Below are 25,824 nucleotides of genomic sequence, written 5' to 3'. Positions count from 1 at the left end.
CGCACGGGGTTTCGTTTTTTTCGCGGAGCGAGCAATGCTGCCCGTAGTAGCCCTGGTAGGGCGCCCGAACGTCGGCAAGTCGACCCTGTTCAACGTGCTCACGCGCTCGCGCGACGCGCTCGTGCACGACCTGCCGGGCGTGACGCGTGATCGCCATTACGGCGTGTGTCGCCTCGGCGCCACGCCGTTCGTCGTCGTCGACACGGGCGGCTTCATCGAGAACGCCGAAGGCCTCGACAGCCAGACCGCGCGGCAGGCGCAGTTCGCGATCGACGAGGCGGACGTCGTGCTGTTCACGGTCGACGCGCGCGACGGCGTGCTGCCGACCGACCGCGCGATCCTCGACCGCCTGCGCCGCTCGGGTAAGCCGATGCTGCTCGTCGTCAACAAGGTCGACGGCCTCGACGAGAACGCGGTGCTCGCCGAATTTTCCGCGCTCGGCATCGCCGACACGTTCCTCACCTCGGCGGCCCATTCGCGCGGCGTCACGCCGTTGCTCGCGACGGTGCAGTCGCTGCTGCCGAAGGTCGACGCCGATGCGCTCGCCGAGGGCGCCGACGACGGCATCCGCGTCGCGATCGTCGGCCGCCCGAACGCGGGCAAGTCCACCCTCGTCAACCGCCTGCTCGGCGAGGAGCGCGTGATCGCATCCGACGTGCCCGGCACGACGCGCGACTCGATCCGCATCGCGCTCGAGCGCGACGGCCGGCGCTACACGCTGATCGACACCGCCGGCATCCGGCGTCGTGCGCGCATCGAGGACGCGTTGGAGAAATTCAGCGTGATCAAGTCGCTGCAGTCGGTCGAGGCGGCACACGTGACGGTGCTCATGCTCGATGCGCGCGAGGGTGTATCGGAGCAGGATGCGACCCTGATCGGCCACGTGCTCGAATCGGGCCGCGCGCTCGTCGTCGCGGTCAACAAGTGGGACGGCCTCGACAAGTACCAGCGCGAGCAGTGCATGACCTCGCTCGCGCGCAAGCTCGACTTCGCCGCGTGGGCACGCCAGGTCTACATCTCGGCCTTGCACGGCAGCGGCATCGCCGAACTCATGAAGGCGGTCAACCGCGCCTACGCTTCGGCCAACCACGTGTTCACTTCGTCCGAACTCACGCGCGCGGTCGAGCAGGCGTACCAGGCCTACCAGCCACCGCTCGTGCGCGGCCACACGCCCAAGCTCAAGTACGCGCACCCGGGCGGCACCAATCCGCCGACGATCGTCATCCACGGCGCGCGTACCAAGCACATCGCCGAGGGCTACCGGCGCTATCTCGAGAATTTCTTCCGCAAGCGCTACCGCCTCGAGGGCACGCCGATCCAGATCGTGTTCCGCGACGGCGAAAACCCGTACGCCGGCAAGCGCAACGAGCTCACCGAAGGACAGCAGCGCCGGCGCACGCGGATGATCCGCAACGCCAAGCGCGGCAAGCGCTGAGGCCAGGCTGCCGGCCATGACCGCGCGACCGGCGATCACCGCGGCGATCCTCGCGGGTGGCGCGGGCCGCAGGCTCGGCGGGCGCGACAAGGGCCTCGAGCCACTCGCCGGCGTGCCGCTGGTCGAACACGTGCTCGCCGCACTGCAGGGCGTCGATGCGCGGCTGATCGTCGCCAACCGCAACCACGACGTCTATTCGCGCTACGCGCGCACGGTCGCCGACACGGTCGACCGGCACGGCCCGCTCGCCGGCATCGCCACGGCATGCGCCGCGTGCGAAACCCCTTGGCTGCTGACCGTCCCGGTCGACTGTCCCGAACCACCGGTGGACCTCGCCACGCGGCTGCTGCGCGAGGCGCTCCTGCACGACGCGCCTGCGGTCGTCGCCCACGACGGCACGACGCGGCAGCCGCTGTTCGCGCTGTACCGGCGCGAGCTCGCCGATGCCGCCGCCGCGGCCGCCGCGGCGGCGCAGGGCGTGTGGGCGTGGCAGGATGCGATCGGCGCGCGCGAACTTGATTTCGCCGATCGCGGGCAACAATTCCAGAACCTCAACACCCCGGACGATTTTCTCGCCCATGCCAGCAGGCCACACTCCACCGACTGAGTTCGCGACCCGCCTGCCGGTCGCCGAAGCGCGCGCGCATGTGCTCGCGCTGTGCGCCGAACGACGCCTCGCAAGCGAGTCGGTCGCGCTCGACCAGGCGCTCGGGCGCGTGCTCGCGGCCGACATCCTCGCGGCGCACGACCAGCCGCCGTTCGCCAACTCGGCGATGGACGGCTACGCCCTGCGCGGCGCCGAGCTGCCGCGCGAGGGCGAGCGCCGCTTCCGGATTGCAGGGCAGATGCTCGCCGGCGCGGCAGTCGAGATCGCTTTCGGCCGTGGTGAGTGCGTGCGCATCACGACCGGCGCGCCGTTGCCACGCGATGCGGATACCGTGGTCATCAAGGAAAACGTGCGCCTCGACGGCGACGCGATCATCGTCGGCGCGGGCGAACGCGCCGGCGCGAACGTGCGTCCCGCCGGCGAGGACATCCGTGCCGGAGCGCGTGCCCTGCGCGCCGGCGACATGCTCACGCCCGCGCGCCTCGGCGTGCTCGCCGCCTGCGGACAGGCGCGGGCGCACGTCGCGCGCCGCCCGCGCGTCGCCCTGTTCGTCACCGGCGACGAACTCGTGCCACCGGACCAGCCGCTCGGCTACGGCCAGATCCACGACAGCAATCGCTACGGCCTCGCCGGCATGCTGCGCACGCTCGGCATCGAGCCCGAGCCGGTCGCTCGCCTGCGCGACGACCCCGAAGCGTTGCGCGTGGCGCTGCTCGAGGCCGCGCGCCGCTGCGACCTCGTGATCAGCAGCGGCGGCGTGTCCGCCGGGGAGGCGGATTACCTGCCGGGCCTCGTCGCGGAGCTCGGCCGCGTGCACTTCTGGAAGGTGCGCATGAAGCCGGGCATGCCGATCCTCTGCGGCAGCATTGAAAGCGCGCTCGTGTTCGCGTTGCCCGGCAACCCGGTGTCGTCGCTCGCGACGTTCGAGTTGTTCGTGCGCCCGGCGCTGCTGGCGCTGCAGGGGGCGAACGAAGCCGACCCGCCGCCGCGCAAGGCGCGCCTCGCCGCGCCCCACGTGAAGCGCCACGAACGCGCCGAGTACCTGCGCGCGCGCCTCGAATGGCGCGACGACGGCGCCTGCTGGGCGACGCCGCTGGAGCAGCAGGGCTCGGGCATGCTGCGCGGCATGGCCGGCGCCGACGCGCTCGTCGCGCTCGGCGAGGACGTGCGCGAACTCGGAGCGGGCGCGGTCGTGGATATCCTGCCGTTGCCCGGCCTATGCTGAGCGCGATGAACGCCCATCCCCGCCCCGCCGACGACGCACTGGAAATCGATCCGGCCGACGCGCTCGAACGCCAGCGGCACGGCGCGCTGCTGCTCGACGTGCGCGAGGACGACGAGCGCGCGGGCGGCTACGCGAGCGGCTCGCTCGGACTGCCGCGCGGCGAGATCGAGCGCTGCATCGCGGACCTCGCGCCCGCGCGCGAGCGCGAGATCCTCGCGATCTGCGCGGGGGGCGCGCGCTCGCTGCTCGCCGCGAAGACGCTGCGCGAACTCGGCTACGCGAACGCACGATCGGTCCGCGGTGGCCATGCGCGCTGGCGCCTCGAAGGCCTGCCGATGGAACGCGGCGCGCTCGACGCCGATGCGAGCGAACGCTACGCGCGGCACCTCGTGCTGCCGGAAGTCGGCGTCGCCGGGCAGCAGAAGCTCGCGCGCGCGCGCGTCGCGCTGGTCGGCGCGGGCGGGCTCGGTGCGCCGATCGCGCTGTACCTCGCGGCCGCAGGCGTCGGCACGCTCACCCTCATCGACGACGACGTGGTCGAACGCTCGAACCTGCAGCGCCAGGTCATCCATGCCGACGCGCGCGTCGGCATGCCGAAGGTCGACTCCGCGCGCGCCGCGCTGGACGCACTCAACCCGAACGTGCGCGTCGTTACCGTCCACGAGCGGCTGCGCGCGGCGAACGTCGAGGCGATCCTGAGCGGACACGACCTCATCGTCGATGGCGCCGACAACTTCCCGACGCGCTACCTGCTCAGCGCCGCGAGCCTGCGCCTCGGCCTGCCACTCGTTTACGGCGCGGTGCACCGGTTCAGCGGCCAGGTCAGCGTATTCGATCCGCGGCGCGCGGATTCGCCGTGCTACCGCTGCCTGTTCCCGCAACCGCCCTCGGCGGCGGAAGCACCCAACTGCAGCGAAGCAGGCGTGCTCGGCGTGATGCCGGGCATCGTCGGCCTGCTGCAGGCGAACGAAGTGCTCAAGCTCGTGCTCGGCATCGGCGAGCCGCTGGTCGGCCGGCTGCTCTGCCACGATGCGCTCGCCGGCACGTTCCGCGAATTGCGCCTGCCGCGCGACCCGGCGTGCCCCGGTTGCGGCGCGGGCGCGACGTTCGCCGGTTACGAGGACGTCGCGCGCATCTGCGCCGCGTAGGCCGGACGCGCGCGACGCGGCCGGCATCTCCGCGACGCGGCCTCGCCTAGGCGTGTCGGCGTTGCGCCGCGGCGAACGCGGCGAGCTGCTCCGGCGTCGCTTCGGGCTGGTGCTTCGCCTTCCACTCGGCGAACGGCTCGCCGTAGATGCGCTCGCGCGCCGCGTCCTTGCCGAGCTCGATGCCGCGCGCGGCGGCCGCTTCACGGTACCAGTCGGCGAGGCAGTTGCGACAGAAGCCGCCGGTGATCATGAGGTCGATGTTCTGCACGTCGGTGCGCGTGCGCAGGTGCTCGAGCAGGCGGCGGAACGCGGCCGCTTCGAGTTCGGTTTCCAGATCGGACATGGCGCCTCCCGTGCCGCGCGTGGTTTGAGCCGTGCCGCGCGGGCGTGGGATAATGCCTGCTTTCGCCTGGAATCGAAATGACCGCGCGACTCCTCGACGGCCGCCGCATCGCCGATGACCTGCTCGACAGCGTGGCCGCGCGCGTGCGCGCGCGCGTCGCGGCGGGCCGGCCGGCGCCCGGGCTCGCGGTGATCCTGGTCGGCGCGGATCCGGCGTCTGCGGTCTACGTGCGCAACAAGCGCCGCGCCTGCAAGCACGTCGGGTTCCGCTCGTTCGATCACGACCTGCCGGCCGATACGCGCGAGGACGAACTCGTCGCGCTGATCGACCGCCTCAACGCCGACCCCGACGTGCACGGCATCCTGCTGCAGTTGCCGTTGCCCGCGGGCATCAATCCGACGCCGTTGATCGACCGCATCGACGCGCGCAAGGACGTGGACGGTTTCCAGGCCGAGAACGTCGGTCGCCTCGCGCTGCGCCAGCGCGGCCTGCGGCCGTGCACGCCCAAGGGCGTGATGACCCTGCTCGCGCATACCGATCGTCCTGTGCGCGGGCGCAAGGCGGTCGTGGTCGGCGTGTCGAACCACGTCGGGCGACCGCTCATCCTCGAGCTGCTGCTCGCCGGCTGCACGACCACGGGCTGCCACAAGTTCACGCGCGACCTGCGCCACGAGGTCGCCGACGGCGACATCGTCGTCGTCGCGGCCGGCAAGCCGGGCCTGGTGAAAGGGGAGTGGATCAAGCCGGGTGCGGTCGTCATCGACGTCGGCATCAATCGCCTCGACGACGGCCGCCTCGTCGGCGACGTCGAGTTCGAGGCGGCGGCCGAGCGCGCGTCGTGGATCACGCCGGTGCCTGGCGGCGTCGGCCCGATGACCGTCGCGACGTTGATGGAAAATACCCTCGACGCCGCCGAGACCTTCTTCGACTGACAGCCCGCGCCATCCGCGCGCAAGCGAGACACGCATGATGCCCATTCGAGTCCTTCTCTCCGGCGGCGTGCTGCTCAGCGCCCTGATGTTGCTGGGTGGCTGTGCCGGCGTCGTCAACCGGGCCAGCCAGCGCCTCGCGGACAGCCTCACCGCCGGCGTGCTCGACCAGGACGACGTCGAACTCGCGCGCGACGGCATTCCGTCGTGGCTGCTGCTCGTCGACGGCGTGATCCATGGCGACCCCGAGAACACCGGCGCGCTGCTGGCCGGATCGCGGCTGTACGGCGCCTATGCGGGCGGCTTCGTCGACGATCCGGCGCGCGCCAAGCGCCTGTCGGCGCGCAGCTTCGACTATGCCCGGCGCGCGACCTGCATCACCGCGGCGGCACTGTGCAAGCAGATCGACGCGCCCTTCGAGCCGTTCCAGGCCGAGGTCGCGCGCAGCCGCGACGCCGCGATGCTCTATGCGCTCGCCGCGGCCTGGGCCGGCCGCATCCAGGCCAACAGCGACGACTGGAAGGCGATCGCCGACATCCCGAAAGTGCAGGCGCTGCTCGATCGTGTCGTCGCGATCGCGCCCGGTCACGCGCAGGGCGAGCCGTACATGTATCTCGGCGTGCTCGCGACGCTGCGGCCGGCTAGCCTCGGCGGCAAGCCGGAAGAGGGCAAGGCCGATTTCGAGAAGGCGCTTGCTTTGTCGGGCGGGCGCAACCAGATGGTGCGCGTGCTGTACGCGCAGCACTATGCACGGCTCGTTTTCGACCAGGAACTGCACGACAGGCTGCTCGACGAAGTGCTCGCGACCGATCCGCACGCACCGGGACTCACGCTGATCAACACGCTCGCGCAGCAGCGCGCGCGCAGGCTGCTCGAATCGGGCAAGGATTTCTTCTGAGGGCGCGCGCGCCCGCACACGAACGATGGGAACGACGATGAACCGCTTGAACCAGACCCTGCTCGCCGCCGCGCTCGCGCTCGGCGCCGGCGCGGCCGATGCCGCGACGCTGAAGATCGCCACGATCGCTCCCGACGGCACCGCCTGGATGCGCGAGATGCGCGCGGCCGGCGACGCGATCAAGACGAAGACCGAAGGCCGTGTCGAGATGAAGTTCTATCCCGGCGGCGTCATGGGCGACGACGCGACCGTGCTGCGCAAGATGAAGATCGGCCAGCTGCAGGGCGGCGCGTTCACCGGGGGCGAGGCGTCGATCATGACCAAGGACGCGCAGATCTACAGCCTGCCGTTCATGTTCCGCAGCCAGAGCGAAGTCGACAAGGTGCGCGCCAAGCTCGACCCGCTGCTCAAGCAGCAGTTCGCCAAGGACGGTTACGAGCTGCTCGGCATCAGTGGTGGCGGCTTCGCGTACCTCATGAGCACGCGCGAGATCAAGACGCGCGACGACCTCAAGGCCGCCAAGGTGTGGGTGCCTCAAGGCGACAAGGTCGCCGAACTCGGCTTCAAGGCCGCCGGCGTCACGCCGATCCCGCTGCCGCTCTCCGACGTCTACACGAGCCTGCAGACCGGCCTCATCGATTCGGCCGCCAACACGACCTCGGGTGCGCTCGCGTTCCAGTGGCACACGAAGATCAAGCACATCGTCGATCTCCCGCTCAGTTACGTCGTCGGCGAGGTCGTCGTCGACAAGAAGGCGTTCGATGCCCTCTCCGCCGAGGACCAGAAGGTCGTCGAGGCGGAGTTCACGGCCGGCTTCGCACGCCTGGAAACGAGCAACCGCAACGACAACACTGCCGCGCGCGAAGCGCTGAAGCAGCAGGGCATCACCTTCGACGCGCCGTCCGAGGCCGAGCGCAGGAACTGGCAGGCGGTCGGCCAGGACGTGTTCAAGCAGCTCGAGGGCGAAGGTGCGTTGTCGCGGCCGATGCTCGATGCGCTGACCGCGGCGCTCGCCGAGGCGCGTGGCGGATCCGCCGAATGACCGGCCACTGCGCGACCCTCGTGCGCTGGATCGAGCGCATCGAGACCGGCCTCGTCGCCGTGCTCGTGCTCGCGATGGTCGTGCTCGCCGGCGCGCAGATCCTGCTGCGCAACCTGTTCGAGAGCGGCCTGTCCTGGGCCGATCCGCTGCTGCGCGCGATGGTGCTGTGGGCGGCGATGCTCGGCGCGCTCGCGGCCGCGCGGGACGACAAGCACATCGGCCTCGATCTCGTCACGCACTTCGTGCACGGGCGCACGCGCCGCGTGCTGCGCGTCGCCACCTTGCTGTTCGCCGCGGCGATGTCCGCGGCGATGGCGTGGTACGGCGTCGGCCTCGTGCGGCTCGACGTCGACTCGGGCGCCGCGACCGCAGGCATCCCGAATTGGGTGATCGAGGCGATCGTCCCCGTCGGATTCGGCCTGCTCGCGCTGCGCCTCGCCATGCGCGCGTTCCTGCCGCCGCGCAGCGACGCGCCCGCGCTCGCGCCGGAGCTGCCGTGATCTGGCTCGTCGCGGGGCTGCTGCTCGTCCTCGCCGCGCTCGGCGCGCCGCTGTTCGCGCTGATCGCCGCGGTCGCGCTGCTCGGTTTCCATGCGGCGGGGCAGGATGGCGTCGCGGTCGCGGTCGAGTTCTACCGCCTGGCCGACATGCCGGCGCTGATCGCCATCCCGTTGTTCACGCTCGCCGGCTACGTGCTCGCCGAAAGCCAGGCGCCACAACGCATGGTGCGCGTGACGAACGCGCTGCTCGGCTGGCTGCCGGGCGGCCTGGCGATCGTCGCGGTCATCGCCTGCGCGATGTTCACCGCGTTCACAGGCGCGACCGGCGTGACGATCGTCGCACTCGGTGCGGTGCTGTACCCGGCGTTGCTGCAGCAGAGGTACGGCGAGAAGTTCTCGCTCGGCCTGCTCACCGCGTCGGGCAGCCTCGGCCTCATCCTCGTGCCGTCGATGCCGCTGATCCTCTACGGGGTCGTCGCGCAGCAGTTCCACACCACGCCACCGGTGACGATCGACGCGCTGTTCAAGGCCGGCGTGCTGCCGTGCGCGCTGATGGTGCTGCTGCTCGGCATCTACAGCGTCTGGCACGCGCGCCGCGTCGGCGTCGCGCGCTCGAAGGTCTCCGGCCGTGAACTGCTCGCCGCGCTGCGCGGCGCGGCCTGGGACATTCCGCTGCCGTTCGTGATCCTCGGCGGCATCTATTCGGGCAAGCTCGCCGCGTCGGAAGCGGCGGCCGCGACGGCGCTGTACGTGCTGGTCGTGACCGTGCTGATCCGCCGCGAGATCCCGCTGCGCAAGCTCCCGGCGATCGCGCGCGAGGCGATGCTGCTGGTCGGCGCGATCCTCGTGATCCTCGGCTTCTCGCTCGCGCTCACCAACTGGCTCATCGACGCCGAAGTGCCGGAGAAGCTGTTCCAGGCGATCCAGGGCCACATCACGAGCCGCGGCACCTTCCTGCTCATCCTCAACGTGTTCCTGCTCGTGTTCGGCATGCTGCTCGAGGGCTTTCCCGCGATCATCATCCTCGTGCCGCTCGTGCTGCCGGTCGCGCTGCACTACGGCATCGACCCGGTCCACCTCGGCATCGTGTTCCTCGCCAACCTGCAGCTCGGCATCTTCCTGCCGCCGGTCGGCATGAACCTGTTCATCGCGAGCATGCGCTTCGGCAAGCCGGTCATCACGCTCGTGCGCGCGAGCCTGCCGTTCTTCCTGATCCTGTTCGCCGCGGTGCTCGCGATCACCTACTGGCCGGAACTCTCGCTCGCGTTGGTGCGCTGAGCGGTCTTCACGCCACGCCAGCGGCGCAGCGCATCGTCGACCGCGGCGGCCTCGACCGGCAGCAGGCGCGCCTGCTCGCCGGTCAACGCGGCGATCGCCTCGGCCGCGCGGTCGCGCTGGCCGGTTTCGATCCAGCAGGCGGCGAGCGCCGCGCGTGCGTGCAGGCGCTCGTCGCGTTTCGCCGCGATGGCGTCGAGCAGGGCGACCGCTCGTCGCGCATCGGCGCATTCGCGGTCGGCCGCGTCGAGCGCGAGGGCGAGCCACGTCCGCTCGACGAGCCCCGCGGCGACGGCGCCGTCCGGGACGCCTTCGATGGATGCCAGCGCGGCGCGGTAGGCTTCGAGCGAAACGCTCGCGTCGTCGAGGCGGCGTGCGTGCCGCTGCGCGCGTGCGAGCAACAGCCACGCCTCGGCATGCTCGCTCGCACTCACGCCATCGATCGTCTTGCGCTCCTCGCGCAGGCGTGCAAGCACGTCGATCGCCTCGGCGCTGCGTCCGGCCGCGTCGAGCGCGAGCGCCCAGCCGCGCAGCTGGTTGTCCGGCCGGCGCAGGCGCTTGCGCGTCGGGTTGGCGACGCGCCAGGCGATCGCGCGTGCGTAGGCGTCGGCGGACTCGGTCACCTCGCCGGCGCGATACAGCGCCGAGGCGAGATTGACGAGCGCCTCGTTCGTATTCGGATGATCGTCACCGTAGACACGTCCGGCGATCGACAGCGCTTCGCGCTGGACGGCGACGGCTTCGTCGTAGCGGCCTGCCTGGGTCAGCGCGTAGCTGCGCGCGCCGAGCAGGTAACTGCGGTCCCAGTCGCCGGCCGTGGTGCGCGCCGCGATCGCCCGCCATGCGGGTTCGAGCAGGGCGAGTGCTTCGTCCGCCTGTTCGCGCGCGGCGAGATTGAACGTCCACGGCACGAGCACCTGCCAGTACGGTTCGCTGTCCTTGCCGAACAGCGCCGCGCGCGCCTGCGCGCTGCGGCGCAGGCGGGGCTGCGCCTCGCTCCAGCGATCGAGGTTGGCCAGCTCGATGCCGGCATGCAGGTCCGCCGTCGCGCGCAGGTCGGCCGCCTGGCGAGAGTCACCCGCGCCGAGCGCGAACGCGCGTTCGGCTTCGGCGAGCGCGTCCTCGTTGCGCGACTGGCGACTCCATACGGTGCCGAGCGCGAGTCGCACGCTCGCCTCGGCGAGGCGGTCGTCACCGGCGACGCGCAACGCGAGCGCCTCTTCGAGCAGCGGTCGTGCCTCGTCGAATGTGCCGAGGCCGTTGCGCGCGCGGCCGAGCGCCTCGAGCAATGCGGCACGCTGCGCGGGCTGGTCGCGGAGCTTGCGCCGCACGGTGCGCACGCCTTCGTCGAGCAGGTCGGCCGGCGTCACGGTCTCGCCGGGGTGCGTCGCCGGGTTGGCGGCCCTGAACACGTCGACGAGCACGTCGACGGTGCGGCGCGCGGTTTCCGCCTCGCGCTGCGCGACATCGCGCTGCTCGGCGGCGACGTGCGCCTGCCATGCGGCGAGGGCACCACCACCGATCACGGCGATCGCACCCAGCGCAGCAGCGGTCGCCGCGATCGCATGGCGGCGCAGGAAGCGCCCCGTGCGGTAGCGCCAGTCGCCGCGGCGCGCGTGCACGGGCCGGTTCGCGAGATGGCGTTCGATGTCCGCGGCGAACTCGCCGACGCCCGCATAGCGCTGGCGCGGATCGTCGCGCAGTGCCTTCAGCACGATCGCATCGAGGTCGCCGTGCAGGCGCCGGCGCAGGGTTCGCGGCGTGAGCTGGCGGCGCGCCGCCGCGCGCGCGGTACGCACGCCGCCGGTGCGGGCGAGGGCCGCGCTCGGCCGGGCCGGCGCGAGCGTGCCTGTCGACGGCTGCACGGCGTCCGCGAGCTCGCGCGCGCGGCGACCGACGAGCAGTTCGTACAGCAACAGGCCGAGCGCGTACACGTCGACCGCGGTCGTCACGGCTTCGCCGCGCAGCTGTTCCGGCGCCGCGTATTCGGGCGTGAACAGGCGCGTCGATTCGGCCATCGTCGGCGGCGCGTCGAGCAGTTTGGCGATGCCGAAATCGAGCAGCTTCACGATGCCGTCGCGGCCGACCAGGATGTTCGACGGCTTGAGGTCGCGGTGTACGACGAGGCGCTGGTGCGCGTGGCTGACGGCTGCACAGACCGTCAGCAGCAGGTGCAGGCGCTGCTCGATGCCGAGGCGCCGGCGGTCGCACCAGGCGCGCAGGTCCTCGCCATCGACGTATTCGAGCGCGAGCCACGGCTTGCCGTCCGCGGTGACGCCGCCATCGACGAGATGGGCGATGTTCGGATGCTGCAGGCCGGCGAGGATCTGCCGCTCGCTGCGGAAGCGCGCATGCGCCTCGTCCGCATCCCATTCGCCCCGAATGAGCTTGATCGCGACCTGCTGCGCATACGCGCCGTCGGCCCGTTCGGCGAGCCAGACCGCGCCCATGCCGCCGCGGCCGATCTCGCGCACCAGCCGGAACGGCCCGACGAGCCGGCCCTGCGCGGACTGCACCTCGTCGGCGGCAATCCGCTCGGCGAGGCCCTGCAGCACGAGCGGTGCGTGCGCGGACAGGTCGGTGCGCGCGCTGGTGGCCGCGTCCGCGCGCAGCATCGCCAGCACTTCGTCGCGCAACTGCGCATCGTCGCCGCAGTCGTGCAGCAGGCGTCCGTGCCAGGACGATTCCGGCAGGTCGACCAGGCGGTCGAACAGGTCCCGTGCGCGTTGCCAGCGCCGTGCGTCCATGGCTCCTCCTCGCGCCGATGCTACCCCGCGCCTGGCGCGGCGTCTGCCGCGTCGTTCACCGCGCCGCGGCCCAGGCGTCGCGGATGCGCGCGACGATGCGCGCGTAATGCACCGCGAGCGGCGGTGCCGGATCCACCGGAGGCGCGTGCTGCGTGCAGAGCATCGCCAGGTACGCCGCGAACCGCGCATCCGCGCCGGCGGCCTGTGGCGTGCGCATGAACGCCTCCGCGATCGCGCCTGCGTCGGCGCACGCGGGTGCGGTCGCGGCCGCAGGCCCTTGCTCGATCAGCGCGGCGGCGAAGGCGAGTGCGCGGCCGCGCAGCATGGCGTCGTCGCCGGCCGCATGGCTCGGTGCGAGCACGTCGGCCATGCGCTCGCCGTCGGCGCGCGCATCGGCGGTGCGGCCGGCGACGAGATGGACGACCGCGCGCCACCACAGGCTGCGGCCGAGGTCGGCGTCGAATTCGGCCTCCCGCGCGAGCTCGACCGCTTCGTCGAGCCTGGCCAGCGCATCGGCGTAATGTTCCTGCTTCACGAGCAGCACCGCGAGGTTGCACAGCGCGCTCGCGAGTTCGGGGTTCCTGCCGCCGGCCTCGTTGCGCCGGTCGAGTTCGACCGCATGCTCCATCGCGGCCACCGCCTCGTCGATGCGTCCGGCGCCGTTGAGCGTACGCGCGAGCGTGTTGTACGACTCGGCGACGGTCGGATCGTCGCGACCATACAGCTTCTCGGCGATCTCGATCGCCTCGCGCTGCATCGCGATCGCCTCGTCGTGCCGGCCGAGCGCGCTGAGTGAACTCGACAGCGTGCCAAGCGTATCGACGAGAAGCACGCGCTCGGTGTCGTCGTCGTGGCGCAGTTCGGCCAGCCACGGCGCCAGCACGCGCTCGGCTTCCGCGGGCCGGCCGAGGCGATTGAGCGCGAACGCGAGATGCGAGGCGAGTTCGACGCGCAGGTAGCGGTCCTCGCGCCGGTCGCCGAGCAGGGCGAGGCCGCGTCGCATCGATTCGACGACCGCCTCGTAGCGGTTGGCGAGCTGCAGGCCGTAGACGCGCAGCGCGAGCGAGTACGCGACGAGGCGTGCCTGCTCCGGCTCGCGCGGATCGAGCAGGCTTTCCGCGTGGTCGAGCAGGGGCGGGCAGTCGTCCGGGTGGTTGCCGAGGTCGCGCAGGCGGCATTGCTGGATCATCGCGGCGGCGAGCTGCGCGCGGTCGGCGCGTGCCTCCGCCGATGCACGCACTTCTTCGATGAGCGGTGCAGCGGCGTCGAGTTGTTCGAGGCCGAGGTACGCCGATGCCATCGTCAGCAGCAGCTCGCCGCGCGCGGCGTCTTCGCCGGGCAAGGCGGTGCGCATCGTGCGCACGCCGGCATCGAGCAGGTCGCGCGCGCTGAGCTGGTCGCCCTTGCGGTGCGCGGGATCGGCGTTGTCGAACAGCGAGCGCATGAAGGCGAGCGCCGCGCGTGCGCTGTCGCGCTGCACGTTCGCTACGCGCGCCTGCCACAGCGCGGCGCCGAGGCCCGCGCACAGGGCGAACACGGCGACGCCGGCGAGCGTCGCCGCGAGCGCGTGCCGGCGCAGGAACCGCGCACTGCGGTAGCGCCAACTGCCGCGGCGCGCGAGCACGGGCTGCCGGGCGAGATGGCGACGCACGTCGTCGGCGAACGCCTGCACGCTCGCGTAGCGCTGGCCCGGTTCCTTGCGCAGCGCCTTCAGCACGATCGCGTCGAGGTCGCCGCGCAGTTCGCGACGCAGGCGTGCCGGCGCGAGGTCGCGGCATGCGGCGATCGCGGCGCCCGCGTCATCCCCGCGGGCGAGCGCGAGGCTCGGTCGCGTCGGCTCCCGATCGAGCACGGCGCGCTCGTAGGCGGCCGGCGTCGGATGGTCCGCCTCGAACGGGCGCCGCCCGCACAGCAGTTCGTAGAGCAGCAGGCCGAGCGCATGGATGTCGACCGCGGTCGTCAGCAATTCGCCGCGCACCTGTTCCGGCGCCGCGTATTCGGGCGTGAACATGCGCGTCGAGCTGATGCCGGCATCGGTGCCGTCGAGCAGCTTGGCGATGCCGAAGTCGAGCAGCTTCACGACGCCGTCGTTGCCGACGAGGATGTTCGACGGCTTGAGGTCGCGGTGCACGACGAGGCGCTGGTGCGCGTGCGCGACCGCATCGCAGACGGTGAGGAACAGCTGCAGGCGGGCGGCGAGGTCGAGCCGCCGGCTGTCGCACCACGCGCGCAGGTCCTCGCCGTCGATGTACTCGAGCGCGAGCCAGGGCTTGCCGTCCGCGGTGATGCCGCCGTCGACGAGATGGGCGATGTTCGGGTGCTGCAGGCCGGCGAGGATCTGCCGTTCGGCGCGGAACCGCGCGAGCACTTCGTCGACATCCCAGCCGCTGCGGATGAGCTTGACGGCAACGCGCTGCTCGAACGCGCCATCGGCGCGCTCGGCGAGCCAGACCGCGCCCATGCCGCCGCGGCCGATTTCCCGCACGAGGCGGAACGGACCGACGCTGCGGCCCTCGTGCCCGGCTTCCGCATCGGCGGCCTTCACGCCGGCGAGGCGCCCGGCGAGTTCCACGACCGCCGCCGGCAGGCTGGCATCGAAGATCTCCTGTTGTCCCGTGGCCTGGTCCGCGCGCAGCATCGCGAGTACTTCGTCGCGCACCAGCGGGTCGTCTGCGCAGGCTTCCGCGACGCGAGCGTTCCAGCCGGCCTGCGGCGTATCCACGAGCTCGTCGAACAGTTCGCGTGCGCGGCGCCAGCGTTGCGCATCCATCATGCCCCCTCCACATCCCCGATCGATTCTACGCCGCGCCACGGGCACGCTTCGCGCCGCGCGCGATGCTGACGCGGGGCGGGCGGCGCATTACCATCGCCGCAGGAGGGACCCATGAGCAGCGAATACCCGGAACTGACCCGCGTCATCGCCGCGAGCGCCGAGGACTCCGCCGCACGCGAGGAAGCATTGCGGCTCGTCTACGACGACCTGTTGCGGATCGCGCGCGCGGAACTCGGCCGGCACCGGCGCGGCGACACGCTCAACACGCGGGTACTCGTCAACGAGGCCTACCTCAAGCTGTTCGAGGGCCATGCCGGCGTGTTCGAGAACCGCGTGCACTTCTTCGCCACCGCCGCGCGCGCGATGCGCCAGGTGGTAATCGACTACGCGCGCGCGCGCCTGGCCGAACGCCGCGGCGGCGGCGCCGAGCATGTCCCGCTCGACGTGCTCGAAGGCGCACCGCTGCCGGTCGACGAACAGGCGGCCCAGCTGGTCGGCATGGACCGCGCGATGGAGAAGCTCGCGCTGCTCGATCCGCGCCTCGTGCAGGTGGTCGAGATGCGCTTCTTCGCCGGCCTCGAGGTCAAGCAGATCGCCGAACTGCTCGGCGTGTCCGAACCTACGATCAAGCGCGACACGCGCGCCGCCAAGGCGTTCCTGCAGAAGGAACTCGAGGCGGCCTGATCCGCTCACGGCTTCTCCATGCCGCTCTGGAAGATGCGATCGAGCGTGAACGCGGCGACCGCGAAGTCGTAGTCGTTCGTGTTCATCTCGTAGAGCGTGGCGCCGGCGACGAGCAGGCGCCCGCCCTGGAATGCGAGCGCGTGGCCGAAGTCCTGCTGGCCGAACGAACCGAAGTCGTGCGCGGCACGACCCGCGGGGGCGGCGAATTCGAGCGCGTCCAGCTCGAGGGAGGGATCGAGACGTGCCACGAACAGGTCGGACGGCGCGTTCTGCGTCGGCACGTGGCTGCCGGCGACGAGCCAGCGGCCGTCGGCTTGCGGCAACAGCGCGGAGAACGTGACGCTGTAGCTGAGCGCATACTCGTACCCGGGGGCGATGCCGTGCGGGCAGGTGACGCCGCCACCCCCGGCGAGCAGGCACCTGGTGAATCCCCGCGACGAAGGGGCCATACGGTTGCCGATCGCGACATATTGCTGCCACTGCGCGTTCCAGGCCACGTCGGTGTATTCCGACTTCACGCTTGGCGAGCGCGCGTACCCATGCCCAGCGCTGAATGTGGTATCGACGACACCGTCGGCGCCGATATGGACGATCACGCCGAAATGCGCGGCATCGGCATCGTACGCCGAGCCTGCGGTGACGAACGAGCCGTCCGGATTGCGGCGGATGCGCACCGCGTCGAACGACACGAACGGCGCACCGGTGTAGGTGGTCTTGCCGCCGTTGCCGAAACCAGCATCGGGCGTGCCGTCGGCCAGGAGGCGCACGACGGCAAGCGTCGTCCCGGTGTCGGTCGAGGCGTAACCCGCCAGAACGATCTTGCCGTCCGGCTGCACGAGGATCGAGTTGGCGACGTCGGTCTTGAAGCCGCCGATGTTGAAATCGGGATAGGCGCAGGCCGACTGGCCGCCGACGAAGTTGGCGGGTTCGCCAGCGGGGTCGAAGCGGCAGACGAGGAGGCTCGTGTCCGCGCCCGAGACCTGCTTCGAGCCCGCGACGAGCAGGTAGCCTTGTGCATCGAGCACGGCGCTCGTCACGCTGATCGATGCCTGGCCCGGCGGCGCGACGACCTTGCCCAGGCCTTCGCTGCCGTAGTCGTAGTCGACCTGGCCGTTCGCGAGCAGGCGTGCGATGCCGATCTTGCTGCCCGTCGTGCTGTCGACGTCGCCGACGAGGTAGCTGCGGCCTTGTGCATCGACGACGATCGCGCGGGCGTAATCCTTGTCGGTGTTGCCGGCGTCGAACGAGACCGTGCGCTGCCCGGCGGAGCCGAACGAGCTGTCGAGCTGGCCGTCGAGGGCCTGGGCACGGGCGCCGGTGGTCGCGGCGAGGACGAGGGGCAGGGCGAACAGCGGCGATGTACGCATGGTGATGGCTCCGGCAGTGCGGCGAAGCGCCGCTCGTCTCCACCTACGAAAACCGGGCGGGGCAGGGATCATCCGCCGCTAGAATCGCGTGATGACCGCGCTCACCTTGCTCCATGCCGACGACGACCTGCTCGCGATCGACAAGCCCGCCGGGCTTGCCGTGCATCGCAGCCGCCTCGTCGGCGCGGACGACGACTACCTCATGGATCGCCTGCGCCTGCAGGCCGAAGGCCCCCTGCACGCGGTGCACCGGCTCGACCGTGCGACCAGCGGCGTGCTGCTCGTCGCGCGCCATGCCGCGGCGGCCGCCGATCTCGGCCGCCAGTTGATGGCGCGCTCGGTGGGCAAGGCCTACCTCGCGGTGGTGCGCGGCTGGCCGGCCGAGCACGGTGAAATCGATTACCCCCTGTCCGGCTCGAGCCTCGCCGGCGAAGCCAAACCCGCGCTCACGCGCTGGCGGCGGCTCGCGACGGTCGAGGTGCCAATCGCGCACGGGCGCTATCCGCAGCAGCGCTACTCGCTGCTCGAGGTGGCGCCGGAAACGGGCCGCTACCGGCAGATCCGTCGCCATTTCCACCATATCTCGCACCACCTGCTCGGCGATACCAGCCATGGCCGCGGCGACCACAACCGGCTGATCCGCCAGCATTACGGCGTGCATCGCCTGTTGCTGCACGCGTGGCGGCTCGAGGTGCGCCACCCGGCCACGGGCGAGCCGCTGCGCCTCGAGGCACCGCTCGACGCGGCCTGGCAACGGTTGCTCGGGGCGTTCGGTTGGGAGGCGGCGCTGGCCGGGCACGCGCAATGCGCGAGGCAGGAAGTCGCAGCCCCGTAGCCGCTCGGGTCCTCCTATGCCTCCGCGCACTCCCGGCGCAGGCCGCAGGCCGGAGTCGAAGGGCCGTCGCGCGAGTGGCGTCCCCGCACGAACGTCGCTCGACTCCGCCCGCTTCACGGGCTGCGCCCGGCGCGAACGGGTTGCATGCGTGCGTCCAGCCAGCCCATGCATTCACCGGCTCCCACGATCCGGCTGTGAAGAGTGGGTAGCGAGGACGCCGCGACCTCTGTAAAATAGGGCATGCGCATACTCACCGACGCTCTCACCTTCGACGACGTCCTGCTCGTTCCGGCCCATTCGGCCGTCCTTCCGCGCGACGTCGACCTCTCCACCCGGCTCACCCGCAGGATCCGCCTGAACCTGCCGATCATTTCGGCGGCGATGGACACCGTGACCGAGGCACGCCTCGCGATCACGATGGCGCAATGCGGCGGCATGGGCATCATCCACAAGAACATGACGATCGAACGCCAGGCGGCCGAAGTGCGCCTGGTCAAGAAGTTCGAGGCGGGCGTGATCCGCGACCCGATCACGGTCGAACCGCTCACTTCGATCCGCGAGGTCATGCAGCTGACCCGTCGCCACAACATCTCGGGCGTGCCCGTGGTCGAGGGCGAACAGCTCGTCGGCATCGTCACCAACCGCGACCTGCGCTTCGAGAAGAAGCCCGACGATCCGGTCAAGAACGTCATGACGCGCAAGGAGCGCCTCGTCACCGTCAAGGAAGGCGCCGAGGACGACGAAGTGCTCGCGCTGCTGCACAAGCACCGCATCGAGAAAGTCCTCGTCGTCGATGATGCGTTCCGCCTGCGCGGCCTCATCACGGTGAAGGACATCCAGAAGGCGCGCGACAATCCGAACGCGTGCAAGGACGCGCACGAGCGCCTGCGCGTGGGCGCCGCGGTCGGTACCGCCGGCGACACCGAGCAGCGCGTCGCCGCGCTGGTCGAAGCGGGCGTCGATGCGATCATCGTCGATACCGCGCATGGCCATTCGCAGGGCGTGATCGAACGCGTGCGCTGGGTGCGCAGGCAGTTCCCGGATGTCTCGCTGATCGCCGGCAACATCGTCACCGCCGATGCCGCGCGCGCGCTCGTCGACGCGGGCGTCGATGCGGTCAAGGTCGGCGTCGGTCCCGGCTCGATCTGCACCACGCGCATCGTCGCGGGTGTCGGCGTGCCGCAGATCTCCGCGGTCGCGATGGTCGCCAAGGCGCTCGAAGGCAGCGACGTCGGCCTCATCGCCGACGGCGGCATCCGCTATTCGGGCGACATCGCCAAGGCGATCGCCGCCGGCGCGGACTGCGTGATGATCGGCGGCATGTTCGCCGGCACCGAGGAAGCGCCCGGCGAGGTCGAGCTCTACCAGGGTCGTTCGTACAAGAGTTATCGCGGCATGGGTTCGCTCGGCGCGATGGAGAAGGGTTCGAAGGATCGTTACTTCCAGGACGAAGCCGACGCCGACAAGCTCGTGCCCGAAGGCATCGAGGGCCGCGTGCCGTACCGCGGCCCGCTGCGCAACATCGTGCACCAGCTGTCCGGCGGCCTGCGCGCGTCGATGGGCTACGTCGGCTGCGCGACGATCGAGGAGATGCGAACGCGCCCGCAGTTCGTGCGCATCACGACCGCCGGCGTGCGCGAGTCGCACGTGCACGACGTGACGATCACCAAGGAAGCTCCCAACTACCGCCTGGATTGACCGTGCGCACGACGCCGATGCTCCTCGCCGCGCTGCTCGCAACGACCTGCAGTGCGGCCAGCGACGAACCGCCGACGCAGCTGCGCGTCGAACTCGACGGCCGGCAGTACGTGACGACCGCGGGCGCTTCGCTCGAGGTCGACATCGGTGGCACGAAGAAGAAGCTGCGCATCGACGAGCTGCCGTGGCGGCACTTCGCACAGGGCTCGCTGCAGTTCGACTACCCGCGGCATTTCCCGTGGGAGAGCGACCCGTCGCCGCCGCGCAGCTGGACGCTGGACGGCAACGACGCGGTAATCATGGTGTTCGAGCAGCCGCGCGGCCACGCACGCACGGCCGACGACGTCGCGGACGGTTTCGAGAAATCGCTCGGCTCGACCAAGCCCGCCGAACGCGCGAAGGCGGTGCTGCGCACCGAACGCGCCGGCACGCTGACCGGCGTCACGTCGAAGGTGCGCGTCGCCGCGAACACGATCAGCCACGAAGTGTTCGCGCTCGGCAAGGACGACCACGCCTGGCTGCTCGTGCTGCAGGACGCGCTCGACGAGCAGGGCGACCACAGTTCCGAATACATCGAGATGCGCCAGCGTCTCGCCGCCACCTTGGAGTTCTGATCCTTGGACCGCATCCACCAGGACCGCATCCTCATCCTCGATTTCGGCGCGCAGTACACGCAGCTCATCGCGCGCCGCATCCGCGAACTCGGCGTCTACTGCGAGATCTGGGCCTGGGACCACGACCCCGCCGAGATCGCTGCATGGGGCGCGAAAGGCATCATCTTCTCCGGCGGGCCGGAGTCGACCACGCTCGCCGGCGCGCCACGCGCGCCGCAGGAAGCGTTCGACAGCAACCTGCCGATCCTCGGCATCTGCTACGGCATGCAGACGATGGCCGCCCAGCTCGGCGGCGCGACCGAAGCGGCCGATGCACGCGAGTTCGGCCATGCGCGCGTCGAGGTCGTCGCGAAGGACACGCTGCTCGCCGGCCTCAGCGACCATGGGCCGGCACCGGTGCTCGACGTCTGGATGAGCCACGGCGATCACGTCGCCGCGGCGCCGCCCGGCTTCGTCGTGACCGCGAAGACCGATCGCATCCCGGTCGCCGCGATGGCACACGAGGAGAAGCGCTGGTACGGCGTGCAGTTCCATCCCGAAGTCACGCACACGAAGCAGGGCAATACGCTGCTCAAGCGCTTCGTCACCGAGATCTGCGGCTGCGAGACGCTCTGGACCGCAGCCAACATCATCGAGGACCAGGTCGCGCGCGTGCGCGCGCAGGTCGGCGACGACCGCGTGCTGCTCGGCCTCTCCGGCGGCGTCGATTCCTCGGTCGTCGCCGCGCTGCTGCATCGCGCGATCGGCGATCGCCTCACCTGCGTGTTCGTCGACACGGGCCTCCTGCGCTGGCAGGAAGGCGACCAGGTCATGGCGACGATGGCCGAGCACATGGGCGTGCACGTGATCCGCGTCAACGCGGCCGATCGTTTCTACGGCGCGCTCGCCGGCGTCGAGGACCCGGAAACCAAGCGCAAGATCATCGGGCGGCTGTTCGTCGAGGTGTTCGACGAGGAAGCGCACAAGCTCGAAGGCGTGAAGTGGCTCGCGCAGGGCACGATCTATCCCGACGTGATCGAGTCGGCCGGCAGCAAGACCGGCAAGGCACACGTGATCAAGTCGCACCACAACGTCGGCGGCCTGCCCGAGCAGATGAAGCTCAAGCTCGTCGAACCGCTGCGCGAGCTGTTCAAGGACGAGGTGCGCCGCATCGGCGTCGAGCTCGGCCTGCCGCGCGAGATGGTCTACCGCCACCCGTTCCCGGGCCCCGGCCTCGGCGTACGCATCCTCGGCGAAGTGAAGCGCGAATACGCCGAAATACTCGCGCGCGCCGACGCGATCTTCATCGAGGAACTGCGCAAAGCCGACCTCTACGACCGCACGAGCCAGGCCTTCGCGGTGTTCCTGCCCGTGAAGTCCGTCGGCGTCGTCGGCGACGCACGCGCCTACGAATGGGTGATCGCGCTGCGCGCGGTCGAGACGATCGACTTCATGACCGCGCACTGGGCCCACCTGCCGTACGACTTCCTCGGCACGGTCTCCAACCGCATCATCAACGAGATCCCGCACGTCTCCCGCGTCGTCTACGACATCAGCGGCAAGCCGCCGGCGACGATCGAGTGGGAGTGAATTTACGTCCTTCGAGGACTATCGCCAGCTATCGAAAAACTGACGTAAAGTATTGATTTAGAAAGAAATACGTCACAGCAGCTATCGGTGGCTATCGCCGGCCAGCAGAAAAAGTTGGCGGTAGAGCTGACGGTAAAAATCGAGGCCGGATTAAGACGCTCTCGTTCACTATTCAGACTTTTACCGTCTTTGACGGTAAAAGCCTTCTCGGGAATGCTTGTTTTATGCGGCTTTCCGGGCATCAGCAGGTCTCCAGGTCCTTGACGGTAAAACCTGACGGTAAAGCCGTCACAAGCCGGAGGAAACCTCGATGCTTACTGACGCTGCACTACGAAATATGAAGCCTAAGTCCAAGATTTATAAGGCTTCGACCACGCTCAAGGCCGACCTCGACCGCTACGCGGCCATGCACGCGCAGACCTACGGCGAAGCGGTCGATGCGACGACGCTGATTCCGCACATGCTGGAAGCATTCATGGCGAGGGACCGGGGCTTTCGCCGGAAGTCGTCGGAGCAGAAGTAGTCGCGTTGCTGCGGCCGAAAGACGTTCCTAAAGCCGATGACCTTGAAGTAGGGCGGTTGGAGTGAACATGTCGCAGAGCATCAGCACATGATGCCGAGCGCGGGTGATGCCAACCCGCGTCAACTTCCGGCAGCGTGGGTGCGGCGGAGCTTCTTGTGTGAAAAGCAGAGGGCTGCTGTTCGGGTCGTCGAAGAGGATCGCCGCGTCGAACTCCTTGCCCTTCGACTTGTGGATGGTCATGACGTGGATGCCTCTTAGGTCGTTTCCGCCAGACAGGAGCTGGTCTTCGGCAATGGCCGCATCGAGCGCGCTGCGAGCATTTCGATATGCTCCCTGCGTTTGCCAGAGTTCGGTCAGTGCCGCGGAAATGCGGCGACCGCGCTGAAAGGCGACAAGCTGTTCGGCATCCTCGGCTATGGATTGAAACGGGTTGGCACCCGCGTTGCGGAGGATGCTGCGCGCGTCCAGCCAATCCCGCTTCGGGTCTCCCGTGAACTCGTGGGTGCGCAGTGTGCGCAGTGCATCCAAAAGTTTGGATGCCACTCCGTTGGCGCGAGGGGAAGTTCCGCCGCGGCCTTGTATCGCGCTTGTTGCCAACCGCTGTGCGGTACCAAGGTTGGTGTTCCCGCCGCGCGCGCGAAAAACTGTCGCAGCAAGATCAAGTCCATCGGCCAGGTCCAACAGCTCTTCCGCTGCTGGCCTGCGCGGCTCCAGCATGAACGCCACCATGCGGCTGGAAAGAAGCACCGACGCTTCGTCGATCATCACCCGATGCGGGATCAGGTTCGTGCCATCGCCGGTCAGCGCGCGGGAAATGACGTTGACACCACGCCCCCATGTTGCCAGGACGGCTAGGCTCTCGATGTCGCCCTGAGCCGCTTCCTTGGCGCGCTGGATGGCGATTCCGATTGCCTGGCGGATCGCACGGTCACGGTACTCTCGATTGGCGCGATAGTTCATGCGCGACACGCCTCGGTAGGCTGCCCCTCGCGGTGTGTTCAGTAGCACGTCGTTGCCGAAGGCGACGATTTCCGAATCGGGGCTTCTGTGATTCTCGCCTGCCAGATCCACACGCAACGGTTGCAGGGCGGCCATGATGTGCGTTACCCGGTCGGAACTGACGCCCGGCCGGAAGTCGTAAATCTGCTGGTCCAGGTCGGCGAGGCACATCATCTGCGTGCCAGCGGATAACAGACGGACGCATTGCCACTGGTCTTCTGCGGTATCTTGGGCCTCGTCCACAACGATCAGCGGATAGCACGACGAGAAGAGTTCTCGCAGGCGCGCGCTTCGAGACAGTAGTTCATGAGCTTTCGGGGCGAACAGGTCGAACGCGACCCTGCCGGCCTCACGGAACAGGAGCTCGCGCTCGACATTCCAATTGCCGCCGTTGTTCTCGAACTCGTGCCGCATCGCTGCCTCATCGTGAGGCATCAGCAACCGCAGGGATCTTGGTGCGCCCAACAGATATCCGTAAGCCTGCAAGATGCGCCAAAAGAACGAGTGGAACGTCTGGATTGAGAGCTTTCCTTGCAGGGCAGCCGGCAACTGTGTCTTGCTCGCTTCGGCGACGCGCGCTACGGCAGCACGCGAGAAGCTGAGAAACAGGACAGATTGACCAAGTGACAGGCCCCGTTCTATGACAAGTCTGGCCTTGGCTAAAGCGATGGTCGTCTTGCCGCTGCCTGGGCCACCCGTAACGAGGATGGCACCGTCCTCGTCGAGGATGCTTTGTCGCTGCGCGCAGATGACCAGGGCCACGATCTAGAGTTCCTCGGGGTCTTCGGCCGCGGCTTGGTTGTTGCCTGCCGCTTCCGCGTTGGCGTCGGCTTGCGGGGCAGGCACTTCCTTGCGCCTTGGCTTCGGGTAGCGTTGATAGATGTCGGCGAGGAAGTCGGTGATGGTCTTGGGCAACTCGGCTACGGCGCAGAGTTGCAGCAGCTTTGCCGCGCCGCCTTCGCCCTTCAGGCCCTTAAGCGTGGAGGTGGTCAGCTTGCGTAGTTCGTCGTCAGCGGGGCGGGCGGCCGGAATCCCGAACCGGCCATCAGTGTCCTCGGCGCGTAGGGCTTCCAAGTATTGCCACTGACGATCCAGGGGCGCTTCCTCGGCCATCAGCACCTCGGCGCCTTTTTGCTGGATTTCCTTGGCTACCACGTAGCTGCCTTGAAGGGCAGTGACTTCCGCATCCGTGCGCTTCTTGCGATCGAAGAAGGCAAAGGCTGGCGTGCCGATCTCCTTGAAGAAGGCGCCCAGCTTCTCCAGGTTCCCATCACCGTCAGCGTTGATGACGCACAGACCGGCCACGTCCAAGGGAAACAAGGCAGGATCGTTGTCCTCCATTTTCTGTGCGGCCACCAGCAAGGCATCCTGTTCAGTGATGCCCTCGCCGACGATCACGCCTTGGCCGAGCATGGCTTCCGCGATGGCCCGGCGGAAGTTCTGTCGGTAGTTCTTAGCCTTCATGCCGGCGGGTAGCTTGATCGCCGTGCCGGTCAGTGTGCCTTGCTCGTCGCGGTTGAGCTTCAGTATCCCGTCCGGCTCGAAGCGTTCGATGACGTAGGGAGAGTGCGATGTGACGAAGCATTGCGAGGTTTCTTCCAGAAGGTAGTTCGCAATCCGCCGCTGAGTGTGCGGTGGAAGGGCGATCTCGGGTTCTTCCATCGCAAAGATGACGTTGTCTTTTTTGAGGTCAGCGATGAAAGTCAGTAATGCCAGCAGAAGCGTGTTCAGCGTTCCGCTGCCCGCCTGCTGGAACGGAACGGCTTCCTCACCGCGGCCCATCGTCAGGAAGAAGGCGATGGTCTTTCGCAAGTGCTCACGCGTGAGTTGGGAGACGAACAGACGGGTCGAGCGGCCCTCGCCGCCGGGCGCGATGTATTCCGACAGCCGTGCTTCGATTTCATCCAGGATCGGCCCCAGTTCGGTGGCGTCGGCGTCTATCGGTGGATCGAGGGCAGACAGCCGCCGGCGGATGCTTTCCCACATCCCCTTTCGGGCTTCTTTCATTCGCAGGATGTTGTCGAGCAGCGTGCCGCGCTCCAGGCTCAATGCACGCGAGCCGGTGCGAATGGTGCGCAGGTAGAGGAAGCCTATCGCTCGCTTGACCTTGGTGGGTATCGACCTGGGATCGGCGGCGTCATCGTCATCGCTTCGGCCATAGATCGTCTTGGCGAAGAACTGGTCTTCTTCGATGTCGTACTGGGCGACGGTAATCAGGCGAAGGCAGAGTTCCACGTTGGGATCGTCGGCGTTGCCAATCTCGCCTTCGCCGAGAACCCGCTTGTCAGCTTTGTGCCAGAACTCCAAATTGGCGGCGCAGAGCTTCTTGATGTCGTCGGTCAGATCGACGAGGACGGCTTCGATGCGGATAGGAACGGGGGTTTCGCCATCTTCGTTCAGATAGCCGGCATTGCGGAAATCGAACTCTTCAACCGGGGGTGTTCGATTCAGGCGATCCGGCCCAAGCACGAGATCGAGTGCTTCGCAGATCGTGCTCTTTCCGACGTTGTTGCCGCCGATCAGGAGCGTATGCCCAGAGAAGTGAAGTTCCGTCTTCTTGATGCCGCGGAAGTTCTCTATCTGCAATCGTGAAACACGCATGGCTCCCCCAAGT

General features: G+C 69.1%; 21 protein-coding genes. 15 read left to right on the top strand and 6 right to left on the bottom strand.

All coding sequences use genetic code 11. The annotated features are described in order from the left end of the window. Nucleotides 1–34: 34 nt before the first annotated feature. Genes der through moeB form a run of 4 tightly spaced genes read left to right on the top strand, consistent with a single transcriptional unit; the run spans nucleotide 35 to nucleotide 4,415 of the window. Nucleotides 35–1,435 carry a ribosome biogenesis GTPase Der gene (gene der, locus EV148_RS08930; RefSeq protein ID WP_131996792.1) on the top strand — a complete coding sequence of 467 codons (1,401 nt, stop codon included), beginning with the start codon at nucleotides 35–37 and terminating at the stop codon, nucleotides 1,433–1,435. A gap of 16 nt (nucleotides 1,436–1,451) precedes the next feature. Beyond that, a complete protein-coding gene (gene mobA, locus EV148_RS08925; protein ID WP_131996789.1) occupies nucleotides 1,452–2,042 on the top strand; it encodes a molybdenum cofactor guanylyltransferase MobA in 591 nt (196 codons plus the stop codon). Beyond that, nucleotides 2,014–3,267 carry a molybdopterin molybdotransferase MoeA gene (locus EV148_RS08920; protein ID WP_131996786.1) on the top strand — a complete coding sequence of 418 codons (1,254 nt, stop codon included), beginning with the start codon at nucleotides 2,014–2,016 and terminating at the stop codon, nucleotides 3,265–3,267. The genes mobA and EV148_RS08920 overlap by 29 nt, the downstream gene beginning before the upstream one ends. A 5-nt stretch (nucleotides 3,268–3,272) precedes the next feature. After that, nucleotides 3,273–4,415, top strand: coding sequence for a molybdopterin-synthase adenylyltransferase MoeB (gene moeB, locus EV148_RS08915; protein ID WP_241988034.1), 1,143 nt, complete (start codon nucleotides 3,273–3,275; stop codon nucleotides 4,413–4,415). A 46-nt stretch (nucleotides 4,416–4,461) separates the two neighbouring features. On the opposite strand, the gene EV148_RS08910 is transcribed toward moeB, so the two are convergent. Further along, nucleotides 4,462–4,758, bottom strand: coding sequence for a DUF1244 domain-containing protein (locus EV148_RS08910; protein WP_131996780.1), 297 nt, complete (start codon nucleotides 4,756–4,758; stop codon nucleotides 4,462–4,464). A gap of 77 nt (nucleotides 4,759–4,835) precedes the next feature. Here EV148_RS08910 and folD point away from each other — a divergent pair, with 77 nt between their 5' ends. From folD to EV148_RS08885, 5 genes are read left to right on the top strand one after another with little or no spacing between them, the layout of a single operon-like run. Next, on the top strand, nucleotides 4,836–5,690 hold the full coding sequence (gene folD, locus EV148_RS08905; RefSeq protein ID WP_131996777.1) for a bifunctional methylenetetrahydrofolate dehydrogenase/methenyltetrahydrofolate cyclohydrolase FolD: 855 nt from the start codon (nucleotides 4,836–4,838) through the stop codon (nucleotides 5,688–5,690). A gap of 34 nt (nucleotides 5,691–5,724) precedes the next feature. Further along, the gene (locus tag EV148_RS08900) at nucleotides 5,725–6,585 is read left to right on the top strand and encodes a TRAP transporter TatT component family protein (protein ID WP_241988033.1); all 861 of its coding nucleotides are present in this window, start codon (nucleotides 5,725–5,727) and stop codon (nucleotides 6,583–6,585) included. 37 nt (nucleotides 6,586–6,622) lie between these two features. Continuing rightward, a complete protein-coding gene (locus EV148_RS08895; protein ID WP_158287403.1) occupies nucleotides 6,623–7,627 on the top strand; it encodes a TRAP transporter substrate-binding protein in 1,005 nt (334 codons plus the stop codon). Next, nucleotides 7,624–8,127: a TRAP transporter small permease gene (locus EV148_RS08890; protein WP_131996771.1), complete on the top strand. Its 504-nt coding sequence runs from the start codon at nucleotides 7,624–7,626 to the stop codon at nucleotides 8,125–8,127. The genes EV148_RS08895 and EV148_RS08890 overlap by 4 nt, the downstream gene beginning before the upstream one ends. Continuing rightward, entirely contained in the window at nucleotides 8,124–9,404 is a 1,281-nt protein-coding gene (locus EV148_RS08885) for a TRAP transporter large permease (RefSeq protein ID WP_131996768.1), read from the top strand. Before EV148_RS08890 ends, EV148_RS08885 begins: the two co-directional genes overlap by 4 nt. Here EV148_RS08885 and EV148_RS08880 read toward each other — a convergent pair. Further along, nucleotides 9,368–12,148 (bottom strand): serine/threonine-protein kinase, encoded by a 2,781-nt coding sequence (locus EV148_RS08880; RefSeq protein WP_158287402.1) that lies wholly within the window; start codon nucleotides 12,146–12,148, stop codon nucleotides 9,368–9,370. The genes EV148_RS08885 and EV148_RS08880 overlap by 37 nt on opposite strands. 55 nt (nucleotides 12,149–12,203) lie before the next feature. Next, a complete protein-coding gene (locus EV148_RS08875) occupies nucleotides 12,204–14,921 on the bottom strand; it encodes a serine/threonine-protein kinase (protein ID WP_131996762.1) in 2,718 nt (905 codons plus the stop codon). 111 nt (nucleotides 14,922–15,032) lie between these two features. Here EV148_RS08875 and EV148_RS08870 point away from each other — a divergent pair, with 111 nt between their 5' ends. Then, nucleotides 15,033–15,605 (top strand): ECF-type sigma factor, encoded by a 573-nt coding sequence (locus tag EV148_RS08870; protein WP_131996759.1) that lies wholly within the window; start codon nucleotides 15,033–15,035, stop codon nucleotides 15,603–15,605. A 5-nt stretch (nucleotides 15,606–15,610) separates the two neighbouring features. On the opposite strand, the gene EV148_RS08865 is transcribed toward EV148_RS08870, so the two are convergent. Beyond that, nucleotides 15,611–16,972: an NHL repeat-containing protein gene (locus EV148_RS08865; RefSeq protein ID WP_158287401.1), complete on the bottom strand. Its 1,362-nt coding sequence runs from the start codon at nucleotides 16,970–16,972 to the stop codon at nucleotides 15,611–15,613. 91 nt (nucleotides 16,973–17,063) lie between these two features. Between EV148_RS08865 and EV148_RS08860 the strand changes: the two genes are divergently transcribed. The 5 genes from EV148_RS08860 to EV148_RS08840 all read left to right on the top strand — a co-directional run bounded on the left by EV148_RS08860 (nucleotide 17,064) and on the right by EV148_RS08840 (nucleotide 22,211). Next, nucleotides 17,064–17,807 (top strand): pseudouridine synthase, encoded by a 744-nt coding sequence (locus tag EV148_RS08860; protein ID WP_131996753.1) that lies wholly within the window; start codon nucleotides 17,064–17,066, stop codon nucleotides 17,805–17,807. A 240-nt stretch (nucleotides 17,808–18,047) separates the two neighbouring features. Continuing rightward, a complete protein-coding gene (gene guaB / locus EV148_RS08855; RefSeq protein ID WP_131996750.1) occupies nucleotides 18,048–19,505 on the top strand; it encodes an IMP dehydrogenase in 1,458 nt (485 codons plus the stop codon). Nucleotides 19,506–19,507: 2 nt separating this feature from the next. After that, entirely contained in the window at nucleotides 19,508–20,119 is a 612-nt protein-coding gene (locus tag EV148_RS08850) for a hypothetical protein (protein ID WP_131996747.1), read from the top strand. Between the two features lie 3 nt (nucleotides 20,120–20,122). Then, nucleotides 20,123–21,688 carry a glutamine-hydrolyzing GMP synthase gene (guaA, locus tag EV148_RS08845; RefSeq protein WP_131996744.1) on the top strand — a complete coding sequence of 522 codons (1,566 nt, stop codon included), beginning with the start codon at nucleotides 20,123–20,125 and terminating at the stop codon, nucleotides 21,686–21,688. Nucleotides 21,689–22,025: 337 nt separating this feature from the next. After that, on the top strand, nucleotides 22,026–22,211 hold the full coding sequence (locus EV148_RS08840) for a DUF2274 domain-containing protein (RefSeq protein ID WP_131997450.1): 186 nt from the start codon (nucleotides 22,026–22,028) through the stop codon (nucleotides 22,209–22,211). Between the two features lie 27 nt (nucleotides 22,212–22,238). Here EV148_RS08840 and EV148_RS08835 read toward each other — a convergent pair whose 3' ends face one another. Together EV148_RS08835 and EV148_RS08830 are read right to left on the bottom strand one after the other, a co-directional pair. Then, the gene (locus EV148_RS08835) at nucleotides 22,239–23,972 is read right to left on the bottom strand and encodes a UvrD-helicase domain-containing protein (protein ID WP_131996741.1); all 1,734 of its coding nucleotides are present in this window, start codon (nucleotides 23,970–23,972) and stop codon (nucleotides 22,239–22,241) included. A 3-nt stretch (nucleotides 23,973–23,975) separates the two neighbouring features. Then, nucleotides 23,976–25,811 (bottom strand): ATP-dependent nuclease, encoded by a 1,836-nt coding sequence (locus tag EV148_RS08830; RefSeq protein ID WP_131996738.1) that lies wholly within the window; start codon nucleotides 25,809–25,811, stop codon nucleotides 23,976–23,978. Nucleotides 25,812–25,824: the final 13 nt, after the last annotated feature.

It is taken from the genome of Dokdonella fugitiva (genome assembly GCF_004342425.1).
GTDB lineage: Bacteria > Pseudomonadota > Gammaproteobacteria > Xanthomonadales > Rhodanobacteraceae > Dokdonella_A > Dokdonella_A fugitiva.
The sequence above is the reverse complement of the archived record's forward strand: the minus strand, read 5'-3'. Positions and strand labels throughout refer to the sequence as shown.